The 12,177-nt window shown below is 60.5% G+C and carries 11 protein-coding genes and 1 tRNA gene; 7 read left to right on the forward strand and 5 right to left on the reverse strand.

What is annotated here, in order from left to right; translation table 11 throughout:
- Together AR306_RS10125 and AR306_RS10130 are read left to right on the forward strand one after the other, a co-directional pair.
- Complete coding sequence (locus tag AR306_RS10125) at nucleotides 1-678, forward strand: ABC transporter ATP-binding protein (RefSeq protein WP_101497456.1); 678 nt, start codon at nucleotides 1-3, stop codon at nucleotides 676-678.
- Nucleotides 675-3,179 carry an ABC transporter permease gene (locus AR306_RS10130; protein ID WP_407071206.1) on the forward strand — a complete coding sequence of 835 codons (2,505 nt, stop codon included), beginning with the start codon at nucleotides 675-677 and terminating at the stop codon, nucleotides 3,177-3,179. The genes AR306_RS10125 and AR306_RS10130 overlap by 4 nt, the downstream gene beginning before the upstream one ends.
- Before the next feature lie 66 nt (nucleotides 3,180-3,245).
- On the opposite strand, the gene AR306_RS10135 is transcribed toward AR306_RS10130, so the two are convergent.
- Nucleotides 3,246-4,451 carry an amino acid aminotransferase gene (locus AR306_RS10135; protein ID WP_101497457.1) on the reverse strand — a complete coding sequence of 402 codons (1,206 nt, stop codon included), beginning with the start codon at nucleotides 4,449-4,451 and terminating at the stop codon, nucleotides 3,246-3,248.
- 292 nt (nucleotides 4,452-4,743) lie between these two features.
- Between AR306_RS10135 and AR306_RS10140 the strand changes: the two genes are divergently transcribed.
- The 3 genes from AR306_RS10140 (at nucleotide 4,744) to AR306_RS10150 (ending at nucleotide 6,210) form a co-directional block, all read left to right on the forward strand.
- Nucleotides 4,744-5,040 (forward strand): hypothetical protein, encoded by a 297-nt coding sequence (locus AR306_RS10140; protein WP_101497458.1) that lies wholly within the window; start codon nucleotides 4,744-4,746, stop codon nucleotides 5,038-5,040.
- 113 nt (nucleotides 5,041-5,153) lie between these two features.
- Nucleotides 5,154-6,074: a L,D-transpeptidase family protein gene (locus AR306_RS10145; RefSeq protein WP_407071207.1), complete on the forward strand. Its 921-nt coding sequence runs from the start codon at nucleotides 5,154-5,156 to the stop codon at nucleotides 6,072-6,074.
- 59 nt (nucleotides 6,075-6,133) lie between these two features.
- Nucleotides 6,134-6,210: transfer RNA gene (locus tag AR306_RS10150), tRNA-Val, on the forward strand.
- A 190-nt stretch (nucleotides 6,211-6,400) separates the two neighbouring features.
- On the opposite strand, the gene AR306_RS10155 is transcribed toward AR306_RS10150, so the two are convergent.
- Both AR306_RS10155 and AR306_RS10160 read right to left on the reverse strand, forming a co-directional pair.
- Nucleotides 6,401-7,414, reverse strand: a complete 1,014-nt coding sequence (locus AR306_RS10155) for a c-type cytochrome (RefSeq protein WP_101497459.1) — start codon at nucleotides 7,412-7,414, stop codon at nucleotides 6,401-6,403.
- 14 nt (nucleotides 7,415-7,428) lie between these two features.
- On the reverse strand, nucleotides 7,429-8,070 hold the full coding sequence (locus tag AR306_RS10160; RefSeq protein ID WP_101497460.1) for a c-type cytochrome: 642 nt from the start codon (nucleotides 8,068-8,070) through the stop codon (nucleotides 7,429-7,431).
- 320 nt (nucleotides 8,071-8,390) lie between these two features.
- Between AR306_RS10160 and fliK the strand changes: the two genes are divergently transcribed.
- Together fliK and AR306_RS10170 are read left to right on the forward strand one after the other, a co-directional pair.
- Nucleotides 8,391-9,956, forward strand: coding sequence for a flagellar hook-length control protein FliK (fliK, locus tag AR306_RS10165; RefSeq protein WP_101497461.1), 1,566 nt, complete (start codon nucleotides 8,391-8,393; stop codon nucleotides 9,954-9,956).
- Nucleotides 9,953-10,282 (forward strand): EscU/YscU/HrcU family type III secretion system export apparatus switch protein, encoded by a 330-nt coding sequence (locus tag AR306_RS10170; protein ID WP_101497462.1) that lies wholly within the window; start codon nucleotides 9,953-9,955, stop codon nucleotides 10,280-10,282. Before fliK ends, AR306_RS10170 begins: the two co-directional genes overlap by 4 nt.
- A gap of 39 nt (nucleotides 10,283-10,321) precedes the next feature.
- On the opposite strand, the gene AR306_RS10175 is transcribed toward AR306_RS10170, so the two are convergent.
- The gene (locus tag AR306_RS10175) at nucleotides 10,322-10,717 is read right to left on the reverse strand and encodes a SirB2 family protein (protein ID WP_101497463.1); all 396 of its coding nucleotides are present in this window, start codon (nucleotides 10,715-10,717) and stop codon (nucleotides 10,322-10,324) included.
- Between the two features lie 123 nt (nucleotides 10,718-10,840).
- Entirely contained in the window at nucleotides 10,841-12,085 is a 1,245-nt protein-coding gene (gene flgL, locus AR306_RS10180) for a flagellar hook-associated protein FlgL (protein WP_101497464.1), read from the reverse strand.
- Between the last annotated feature and the right edge of the window lie 92 nt (nucleotides 12,086-12,177).

The following is a 12,177-nucleotide window of genomic DNA, read 5'->3' on the forward strand; positions in this document are numbered from 1 at the left end:
ATGTCCGAATACGTTTTGCAAGCCCGCAACCTCAGTAAAACCGTCGCCGTTGCCGACCAGCAGCTGTGCATTCTGCACGAGTTGAGCCTGTCCTTGAAGCCCGGCGATAGCCTGGCGATTGTCGGCCGCTCCGGTTCGGGCAAGTCGACCCTGCTCGGATTGCTGGCCGGCCTCGACCTGCCCAGCAGCGGCGAAGTGTTGATCGCCGGCCAGAGCCTGGCACCGCTGGACGAAGACCAGCGTGCCGCCCTGCGCGCCCGCGAGGTCGGTTTCGTGTTCCAGTCATTCCAGCTGCTCGACAGCCTGACCGCGCTGGAAAATGTCATGCTGCCGCTGGAACTGAAGCATCGCAAAGACGCCCGGCAACGTGCCCGTGATCTGTTGCAGCAGGTCGGACTGGAGCAGCGCACCGGCCACTACCCCCGGCAAATGTCCGGCGGTGAGCAACAACGTGTGGCCATTGCCCGCGCCTTCGCTGCAGAACCCCACATCCTGTTTGCCGACGAACCCACCGGCAATCTGGACAGCCAGACCGGCGAACGCATCACCGACCTGCTGTTCGAACTTAACCGTGCTCACCACACCACGCTGGTGCTGGTCACCCATGACGAGCGGCTGGCACAACGCTGCGCCCGGCAAATCCGGCTCGAAGCCGGCCATCTGACGGAGCAGTCATGATGCAGCAGTGGTGGTTTCTGGCCCGCATGGCCTGGCGGCAGAGCCTGCGCGAAGCCCGCTCGCCGGAGCTGTATACCCTGTTCTTTGCCATGCTGGTGGCGGTCGCCAGCAGCAGCACCATCGCCCATTTTGCCGAACGCCTGCACCTGGCCATGGAGCTGCGTGCCAGCGAATTCCTCGCCGCTGACCTGGTCGTCAGCGGCAGCATCGCCTCCAGCCCCGAACTGATCGAACAGGGCCGCCAGCTGGGCCTGAGCACTGCCCATACCGTCGAATTTGCCAGCATGCTGGCCAGTGACAACGGCATGCAACTGGCCACCCTGAAAGCGGTGGACGATGCCTACCCGCTGCGCGGCAGCCTGGGCTCCAGCGCCACAGTGCAGGGAGAAATCAGCAAAGGCGGTCGCCCGGCGCCCGGCGAAGCGTGGCTCGATGCCCAGCTGTTCGATCTGTTGCAGATCCGTCCTGGCGACATGCTGGAAGTGGGTGCGGCCCGGCTGCGTGCCAGCCGTGTGCTGACCGACGAGCCGGACCGCGCCGGCGGCTTTGCCGCCTTTACGCCACGCGCCATGATCAACCTGCAGGACCTGCCGGCCACCGCCGCCATCCAGCCCGGCAGCCGTGTGCAATACCGCCAGCTGTGGCGCGGCGACAGCCAGGCATTGCAGAGCTACCGTGACACCCTGCAGGAGCACCTGCAACCCCAGCAAAAGCTGGAAAGCCTCGCCGATGGCAACCCCACGCTGAACCAGGCACTGGAGCGTGCCCGCCAGTATCTGGGGCTGGCCAGCTTGGCGGCCATTCTGCTGGCCAGTGTCAGCATTGCCCTGTCGGCCGGCAACTTTGCCGGCAAAAGGTATGATCACGCCGCCCTGCTACGCTGCTTTGGTCTGTCACGCCGCGACACCCTGTTGCTGTTTCTGCAACAGCTGTTGCTGGTCGGCCTGGTTGCCAGCGTACTGGGCATCATTCTTGGCTGGCTGGCACAGCATCTGCTATTTGCCACGCTGGCCGACCTGTTGCCAGCCGATATCCCGCCTGCCGGCGGCAGCGCCGCCCTGACCGCGCTACTGACCGGTTTGGCCAGCCTGCTCGGCTTCGGCCTGCCGCCGCTAATGGGGCTGGGCCAGGTCCCGCCGCTACGGGTCTTGCGCCGCAACCTGCAACCCATGCCCGTCGCCGGCTGGCTGGTGTATCTGCTGGCACTGATCACCCTGGGACTGCTGATGTGGCGGCTCAGTCTGGACCCGCAGCTCACCACAACACTGCTGGCGGGCGGTGTGCTGGCCGCACTGGTGCTGGGCCTGCTGGTCTATTCCGGCTTCAAGACCCTGGCCGGTCAGCTCGTCGAGCGCCGGCTGGTCTGGCGGCTGGGGCTTGGCCACTTGTTGCAAAAGCCGTTGCTGGCCGTCGGGCAGAGTCTGGCCTTTGCCCTGATCCTGTTCGCCATGGCACTGATCGCCCTGCTGCGCGGCGAGCTGCTGAGCAACTGGCAGGCCCAGCTACCCGAGCAGGCCGCCAACCACTTCGCCTTCAACATCCTGCCGGACGAGCGTGATGCCGTCAGCGACTGGCTGCACCGGAGCAGCCCGAGCGTGGCGCACTTCTACCCGATGACGCCCGGCCGCCTGACCCATATCAACGATCAACCGGTACTGGAACGGCTGGAGCCGGATTCCCGCGCCCTGTCCACGGTACAGCGCGACCTCAATCTGACCTGGAGCCAGGATCTGCCCGATGCCAACTATCTGGCCGACGGCCTGTGGTGGAGCGACGATGACGCGGACGGCGAGACCATTGATATATCCATGGAACAGGAATTGGCCGAGCGTCTGCAGGTAGTGCCGGGAGACCGGGTCAGCTTCAACATCGGCGGCCAGATCATACACAGCCGGGTACACAACCTGCGCACCGTGGACTGGGGCAGCATGCAGCCCAACTTCTTTGTGATCTTTGCCCCGCACAACCTGCCGGCACTGCCGCACACCTTCATCACCAGCTTCTATCTGCCTGCTGAACAGGCCGGCGAGCTGCGCAGTTTCAGCCAGCAATTTCCGGCGGTCAGCCTGCTGCGTATCGATGCGATTCTCAATCAGCTGCGCGACATCATGGCCCAGGTCACCCTGGCCATCGAGTTCATTCTGCTGTTTGTGCTGGCTGCCGGCATCAGCGTGCTGCTGGCCGGTGTGCAAAGCACCCTGTCCAGCCGCATCCATCAGGGCGCACTGCTGCGGGCACTTGGCGGCGAGCGCAGGCTGCTACAGGCGATCAACCGTCACGAGTTCATGACCCAGGGGGCTGCCAGTGGCGTGCTGGCCTGGCTGGCCTGCGAGCTGACCAGCTACCTGCTCTACCAGCGGGTATTCGACCTGCCATGGCATTTCCATCCATGGCTGGCCATTTTGCCGATAATCGGAGCGCTATTGGTACTGGCCGCCGGCCATCTGGGCACACGCAGCGTATACGACAGCAGTCCGATGCGCCTGTTGCGCGGCTCCTGAGGCTTGTCCTTGCCCCGTGCCCCCCCGCATCCATCCGGTTGCGAGGGGTCACCGACAACAACGTACTCAGCGCGTACCGCTCACCGCGACAATGGCATCGGTAACCGCGTTGATGTTGTTGAGATTCAGGGCGGCCACACAGATGCGGCCAGTACTGACGGCATAAATGCCGAACTCGGCGCGCAGCCGCTCGACCTGATCCGCGCTCAGGCCGGAGTAGGAAAACATGCCGCACTGGCCGGTGACGAAGCTGAAGTCCTGGCGGGCTCCCTTGTCTTTCAGCTGCTGCACCATCAGCTCGCGCATGCTCTTGATGCGATTGCGCATTTCCGCCAGCTCCTGCTGCCACATGGCATTCAGCTCCGGCGTATTGAGCACGGTACTGACAATGGTCGCACCGTGGGTCGGCGGGTTGGAATAGTTGGTGCGAATCACGCGCTTGACCTGTGACAGCACCCGTTCGGCTTCCTGCGCCGAGCTGGATACCACGGACAATGCGCCGACACGTTCGCCATAGAACGAGAACGATTTGGAAAACGAGCTGGAAACAAAAAAGTTCAGGCCCGAGTCGGCAAACATGCGTACTGCCACCGCGTCTTCCTCGATACCGTCACCAAAGCCCTGGTAGGCGATGTCCAGAAATGCAATGTGCTGTTTGCGCTCAACCAGCGCGATGACCTGTGCCCAATCGGCCGGAGTCAGATCGACACCGGTCGGGTTGTGGCAGCACGCATGCAGCACAAGCACCGAGCGCTCGGGCAGCGCTTCCAGGTCGGCCAGCATGCCGGCCAGATCCAGGCCATGACTGGCCGGGTCGTAATAGCGGTAGTCCTGCACCTGGTAACCGGCAGCAGTAAAAAGTGCGCGATGGTTTTCCCAGCTCGGATTGCTGATGGCAACCACGCCACTACTGTCCAGGGTGCGAATGAAATCAGCACCCAGCTTGAGCGCCCCGGTACCGCCAATCGACTGTGCAGTAACCACCAGCCCTTTGGCCAGCAGGCCGGAGTCTGCGCCAAACAGTTGTTTTTGCACTGCGCTGCTGTAGGACGGCACACCCTCGATCGGCAGATAGCCCCGTGCCGCCTGCGCCTGCTGGTGCAGCTGCTCGGCTGTGGCCACCGCCTTCATCAGCGGAATCTTGCCGGCTTCATTGAAATAGACGCCAACACCAAGGTTGACCTTGTCGGTTCTGGGATCTGCGTTAAATGCTTCGTTCAGGCCCAGGATTGGGTCCCTGGGTGCCAGTTCAATGGCGGAGAAAAGACTCATGCGTACTCGCTTGCTTAAACACGGTGAAATGGAAATTGCCGGTTATCCTGGTATATGAGCGTGGCCTGCACCGGGTGCGTCAGGCCTGTCATGCATGGAGCGGTAGTCCAGCGGGCGGGCGACACTCTTGTGGAGTGCGGCCAGGCCAAGATGCCTGGAAATGGTTGAAAAGTATCTTATGTTGATTCGCCGGGGCATGGCTGTCAATGCCCAGAGGGACGCAGCAAGGTCGCGGATCTTTTAACTGGCTGGGCTTTCAGGTAATGTGGCGCCCTTGAATCCGGAGTCTAGTATGCCGCGCCCGCATTGGTCCCTACATGCCTATCATGTTTTACAGCTTGACGAGCAGCTGGACCTGTTCGGCTGCCGCGAAGGCTGGCTACACGGCGTGGAGCGCCAATTGGCACTGGCACAGCCGGCCGACCGCACCCTGTGTGGTGCCCTGTTACCTTCCCGTCCGCGCTGGGGGGCCCTTGACCGGAAAAAACTGCATGACACCCTGTTTTGTCCGCAGTGCCGTGCCGCCATTGCCAGCCACCGGCAAGGCGTGCGTCCCGCCTGGAACAGCCAGCCCGGCAGCCGCGCATGAATGTCGATCGGGTATTTTTACCACAAGAGAATTTTTGATATTGTTCCCGGATGCCGGGCTGGCTGCTTGCCAGTCCCGCGTCCGGATCAACCAACGCTTTAAAGGTGAGTTCGATGCTTGATAAAGGAATGCGCCTGCTTGCAGCCGCGTGTGCAATGCTGGGCCTGCAGTCAGCCGCGATGGCGGCACAATGGCCAATGCCGGCACAAGGCAATGATCTGGCCGGCGAGGTACAGATTCACAAGGCCGCTTACGAAGACACCTTTGCCGACATCGGCAAGGCCATGCACCTGGGCTACCTGGAAATGGTTGCCGCCAACCCCTTCATTGATGCCTGGCTGCCCGGCGAAGGCCGTGAAGTGGTGCTGCCCACCCGCTATATCCTGCCGGATGTCGAGCGCACCGGGATTGTCATGAACCTGGCCGAATATCGCCTGTATTTCTATGACAAGAAAGGCACCCTCTATACCTACCCGATCGGCATTGGCCGTGAAGGCTGGAGCTCGCCGGTCAATTCCACCAGCATCGTGATGAAAACACCCAACCCCGGCTGGACACCACCGAAGTCGATCCTGCAGGAACATGCCGAAGCCGGCGACCCCTTGCCCGCCTACGTACCGCCCGGCCCGGACAACCCCCTGGGGCCCTACAAAATGACCCTGGGCCTGCCCGGCTACCTGATTCATGGCTCCAACAAGAAATTCGGCATCGGCATGCGCGTCAGCCATGGCTGCTTCCGCATGCTCAACCACAACGTGCTGGAACTGGCCGATATGGTGCCGGTTGGAACCAAGGTGCGCATCATCAACCAGCCCTACAAACTCGGTTGGGAAGGCGACACCCTGTATCTGGAAGCCCACACGCCGCTTGACGACCACGGCGAGCCTTCGGTCGTGGACAAACATCAACTGGTTCTTGAGCTGATCCACTCGCGCAGCGACGTGCAAGACGGTGCCCGCATTGACTGGAACCGCGTACGCGAAACCGTCGCGGCGGAAACCGGCATCCCCGAAGCCATCGGTACCCGTTTGTAATATTATCGGCCCAAGGTGTTGACAAAAAATATTTAAGCCGTAGAATACGCGGCCATTGAAGGCACATAGCTCAGCTGGTTAGAGCACCACCTTGACATGGTGGGGGTCGTTGGTTCGAATCCAATTGTGCCTACCAAACAAACCCGCATGATACGGGGCTTACAGGGCAATCCACACGGATTGCCCTTTTTGTTTTTGAAAGATTTTTGAAACATCAACCATCTGCAGACACTGCTTCAGCACCAAGCTGGAAAACAGCCGGCAAAATATCGCCATGACTCCTGCTGCAAGCACGCTGACCGCAGCAGGAGCCGGCGGACGACGGATCAGTCAGCCGTATAGGTACGCCTGATCAGCGCATCGGGCTTGAGGAAATCCTTCTCGCCGACATTGTCATGATCACCCAGCAACTTGCCGTCGTGCTCCAGGCCATAGCTGGTATGCACGTGGAAGGTTTCCAGGTATTTCTCCCGGGTTTCCTTGACGTTGCCGGTATAACGCGGCTCCTGCGGGCGCTCATGGTTGTTGATGTAGTAGGCCACATCCCAGGCCTGCTGGTCGCTCAGGCTGTTGGGACGTCCCAGCGGCATGTTGTGCTTGATGAACGATGCCAGGGTGAAGTGACGGGTAATCCCCGCACCCCAGTTGTAGGAGGTGTCACCCCATACGGCGGGAAACACCACCTTGTCGTTCTTGACCACACCAGCACCATCAGCCTGGTGGCAAATCACGCAGTTTTCTTCATACACCTGCTGGCCACGCGCATAGTCAGGCTGCTGTGCGGGGTCTGGCAGGTTCGGATAGCCACGGCCATACAGCGTCTTGCCCGGCTGGTAGATCGGCACACCCTTGGCCAGCCACTGGTGATAGGTGGTCAGGGCAACCATGTCGTCACTGCCCCAGGCGGGTGGCTTGCCGTTCATGGAGTAGCTGAAACAGCCGGCAATGCGTTCTTCAAGGTTGTTGACCTGATCGTTTTTCGGACGGTAGTTGGGCAACACCACGGCCGCCGGCCAGACCGGGCCGGCAAATGGCAGGCGTCCTTCACCCATGTGACAGCTGCTGCAGTTCATGCTGTTGAAGACGTTCTTGCCGCGCAGCTGTTGGGTATTCATGAACAGGTCATGGCCCCGGCGGATGACACGCTTGAGCTCCGGGTGCATGTCGGATTTTTCCAGGTCCTCCATGGTTGGCGGCACGTGAACATACTGGCCCTCAACCGGCTGCGGATTGTTCACCGGGAAGCGTGGTTCTTTCTGCACATCTGCCCGGGCAGCAAAGGATGTCATGACCACGGCTGCGGCCACGCCCTGCAACAAAAAGCGGGTTGTGTTTTTCATGAGCAGGCTCCTTGTCATTGTGCAGGCTGGCGGGACAACCAGGCAGATACGGCCTGAATGTCCTCATCGTTGAGGCGCTCGGCAATAGCTGCCATCAGGTGCTGCGGGTCATTGTCCCTTGTGCCCTTTTGCCAGTTGCGCAGCTGGTCTTCGATGTAATTGGCATGCTGCCCGGCAATACCGGGGAAGCTGGCACCGACACCCTGATTGTCCGGGCCATGACAGCTCTGGCAAGGCACGATGTAACGGTCCCAGTCACCCTGCTCGGCCAGTTTCTGCCCATGCGCCAGCCGGGCTTCACTGGCATCTTCGCCGCCCTTGGCCGGTGTCGCCGGCATCTGGCTGTAGTAGGCTGAAACGTCACGCAGCTGCTGGTCGCTCAGCATGTTGACAAAGGGCAGCATGGTGGCGCTTTCCCGCGTGCCGGATTTGACATCCAGCAGTTGCTTGTACAGGTACTGTTCGTCCAGGCCTGCAAGGCGCGGCCAGGACTCGCCACCCGGAATGTTCATGCCGCTACCATCGGCCTGATGGCAAGCCAGACAAAGTCCAGCCGCCTCGGCTCCGGCCTTGGCATCCCCTTGTGCGGCATGCGCCGTCGATATGGCAAGCCCCAGCGCGAGCGCCAGCCTGCCTGAATTACGGATTTTCTTCATTCCGTCTCTCTCCTCTCGCTCCCGTCCAGGGAGCTTTGCAACACGGGCTGCAGGCTGGCTGTTCACCAGTCCATACAGCAAAACAAGTCCTTCGGTACACCGCCATGCCCCGAACCGGGCCATGCCTGCGCACCGAAAGCATGAATTGCGCCAACCTTTGGTAGTGCGACAATATGCTTACCATCTTATAACAAGTTCTTGATTTTTGTTAATTTATGACCTGCTTCATAAGTCTGAGATGCTTTGCTTGCAAAGCACCAACGGCTGCACGGCGGAACACTGATAAAACCACCCGACGCCCGACAAGGTTGTTATGATGCATGGCAAACAACACCTCATGGAGCCGTAGAGCCAGCATGCCCAGCGAGATTCCTGCCAGTCGCCCTGCCGCAACCGTTGCCCCGGTCAGTCGCAGCCCTGCGGCCGAGCTCGCCAACACCCTGCGCATGCTCGACGCCCTGCCTCAGAACATCGTTGCCGGCCAGCAGCTGCAGGCACAGGTAATTGCCGTCCGTGAAGCGGCACAGCTATTCAGCATGCTGCTCAAACTGCAGATGCCGGACGGCAGGCAGGCCAGTATCCAGGCACAAACCAGCCAGCCGCTCACCTCCGGCCAGATGCTGACCCTGACCGCGCTTGGCGGACCAAGCTTCAGTTTCAGCCCGGGCGGCGGGCAGGCCGCCCCGCCCCTGACCAGTTTCGATCCCGCCCAGTTTCCTCCCGGCAGCCTGATCCAGGCGCGTGTCCTGCATGTCGAGCCCCAGGCACAGGGCAACTTCCGCATCACCCTGACCCTCAACAGCGGCAATCAGTCCGGCCAGCACTTTACCGTGGAGTCGCCCAAAGCCCTGGCGATCAACAGCCTGGTCAGCGCCCAGGTCAACGGCCGCTTTGAGCTCAACCTGATACCCGCCCGACAAAACTTTCAGCAGCTGGCGATCCAGCAGGAACTCGGCAGCCAGTTCGCGCGCCAGGGCAGCCCCGCGCAAGTACTCCACCAACTGTTGCAACTGGGTAGCGGCGGTTTGCCGGGGGTTTCCGGTGATGGCCAGAAGGTCATCCAGCAACTGCTGGCCAGCATGCCCGAGCTTGGCAGCAAGCTCACCGGCGCCCAGCTGGCCGAGCTGGTCAAGAACAGCGGCATCCAGATGGAAAGCCGGCTGCATGGCGAACAAGCGGCCCAGCAGGACCTCAAAGCCAACCTGCTGCGCCTGATCGGCCAACTTTTGCCACAACAGGCCCAGGCCAACCCGCTGACTGCCGGAGCACAGGCCGCCCTCACCTCCCAGGCGTTGCCCCAGCTGCTGCGCGAGCTGGGCGGGCCGGCCGCCTCGATACGCGAGCAGGCACTGCGCTTTCCGGTCACCAGCCGTATCCTGGAAAAACTCGACAACCCCAACGATCTCGGCTCACTGCTGCGCCTGGCTGCCGCTGCCATTTCCCGCTTGCAAACCCACCAACTGTCCAGCCTGGCACAAACCTATACCACGCCGGACGGCACCCAGGTCACCACCTGGCAAACCGAAGTGCCGATGCGTGACCAGAGCCAGGTCGTGCCGCTACAGGTCAAATTCCAGCAGGAGCAGCACAACCCCGCCGACGAACGAGAGCAGCGTCCGCCGGTCTGGCGACTGGAGCTGAGTTTTGAACTGGAGCCACTGGGAGCCCTGCATGCGCAGGTCAACCTGCAGGAAAATGCGCTGTCCAGCCGGCTCTGGGCCGAACAGGAAAACACCGCCGAGCTGGTCAAAAAGGAACTGCACGTATTGCGCGACAAGCTGCTGGCAGCAGGCCTCGACATCCGCGAACTGGACTGCGAACAAGGCATGCCGCCCGCCGCGCCCAAGGCACTCATTGAACAACGCTGGATAGATGATTTGGCATGAATACACCCGACAAGGCACCCAGCCAGGCGATTGCCCTCAAGTATGACGGCAGCAATGCCCCCACCCTCACCGCCAAAGGCGATGACGAGCTGGCCGAGGCGATTCTGGCCGTTGCGCGCCAGCATCAGGTGCCCATTTACGAGAATGCCGAACTGATCCGCCTGCTGGCACGGCTGGAACTGGGCGACTCCATTCCCGAGTCGCTATACCAGACCATAGCGGAAATCATCGCCTTTGCCTGGTACCTGAAAGGCAAGGCCCCCAAGGGTTTTTACCAGCGCGAGGCAGCCGGCAAGCCGCTGTCACTCGGTCACGACAAAACCTGAGCAGGCAGGATTACTGCTGCCGCCCCGGCATACCGGCGACTACCACATCCAGAGCGGCAGGTGTTTCTTCGCCGTCAGGAACATCAGCACCCAGCAGCCAATGGCCAGCGCAAAGCACAGCCAGCGTACCGATAGCGACAAGCGGTTACGAAACGCGAACACCCCGAGAATCACATAAGCCACCAGAAAACCCAGTTTGCTCGACAGCCAGGCAGTGGTTACCGGGTTCAGCTGCAAAATCACCAGCAACAACACGCCCATCAGCAACAACAGGGTATCAACCCCGTAACTGACACGATCGGTCAGCTTGCGCAGTTTCAGGCTGACCCGCTCACCGGCCGTCAGCCGGTACAAACCACGCAGCACAAACAGCATGATCGTCAGGTAGGCCATACCCATGTGAAAGTGTTTGATCCAGACATAATGCTCAGCCACAGTTGCATCCTTGATACGGTCAAAAATAAGGCCGACAGCTTAGCAAAAAGACAAAGAAAAGGGGTCAGGTCCATTTATCCTTGGATAAATGGACCTGACCCCTTTTCTGCTTTTCCGCTTTCCTCAAATCTTGTTGAACAGATTAAGGCCACTGACCTTGACGTAGCTTTGCTGGGCCGCCTCCAGGATCACGCTCTGGAACGCCAGCTTGGACAAGGCTTCCGCGTAATCCACCTCACGCAATTCAGCCTGCACCGCCTTGTTGACCAGGGTAACGTCCTCGTTATTGGTCTGGGTGGTCTCGATAATGTTCATGCGCGCACCGATGTCGCCACGGGTCTGGTCAATGGTAACCATGGCGTGATCGATATTGGTGATGGCGGCGGCTACCGCATCACGAGTGTCGCGATTGCCTTCGGGACTGTCGGGATTTTCTTCCAGCGCCTTGCGCAGCTGGTAGATGGTGTCGAGTACGCCTTGTTTTTCGCGGGCCGGATCGGCCGTAATGCTGATGGTTTCAGTACCGTTGGGCACGCCATCAAGGTGCACGACAACGCCGGCAAAAACCAGTGAGTCATGCAATTTGTCATCATCATCCAGGCTGCCGGTTTGCAATGATGTTCCGGTGGTGGTTTCAACAATTTCATAATTTTTGGGGTTGGCCGGGTCGTTAAAGCGAATTTCAAACTGGCTGTCCGGATACCCTGGCGCGCTGGTGTAAGCTATTTCATCCTGCACCAGCGGGCTTGATACCGTCAGGCTGGAACCGGTTGGCTGAGTATAGTTGGCATCCAGACGCGCCGCGTTGGTGACGTTCTGAAACACCTTCTTGCCATTGTCACTGATAGGAATATCCAGCGAACTGGCCACCTGCAGCTTGCGCTGGCCTTCATCACCCATGTAGACAAAGCTGCCGTCACCCTGGCGCACAAACGGCTGGGTCTTGCCCTGAAAGCCCGAAAACAGGTACTCGCCACGGGCGTTCTTGGTATTCATCAGGCCCAGCAGTTCGTCCTCACGCTCGCGCAGCTCGGCGGCAATCGACTGGCGGTCCGACTGGCTCAACGCACCGTTACCCGCCTCTTCGGCCAGCACCCGGATGCGCTGCATGATATCGTTGACCGAGTTGAGTACCGACTCTTCCTGCACCAGACTGTTGTTGGCCGCGACCAGATTGTCCTTGTACTGGCCAAGCATGTTTTGCTGTTGCTCCAGCTGCATCAGGCGTACAGATGCCACCGGATCGTCAGCCGGGGTCAGTATGCGGTTACCGGTGGTGATTTGCTGATTGGTGCGGATCAGTTCGGCATAGTTGTTCTGTATTCCCTTCACCCCGAGGTTGAATGCCTGCTGACTGGAAATACGCATGATGCTGCTCCTTGGGCCTGTGTGCGGCCGGGTCTGACCATTGTGCCGGTTAATTGGCACAACTGGCTGTATCGGTTATGTCTGGTATTTCT

The sequence above is a fragment of the Thiopseudomonas denitrificans genome, from assembly GCF_002866065.1.
In the GTDB taxonomy this organism is placed as follows: domain Bacteria; phylum Pseudomonadota; class Gammaproteobacteria; order Pseudomonadales; family Pseudomonadaceae; genus Thiopseudomonas; species Thiopseudomonas denitrificans.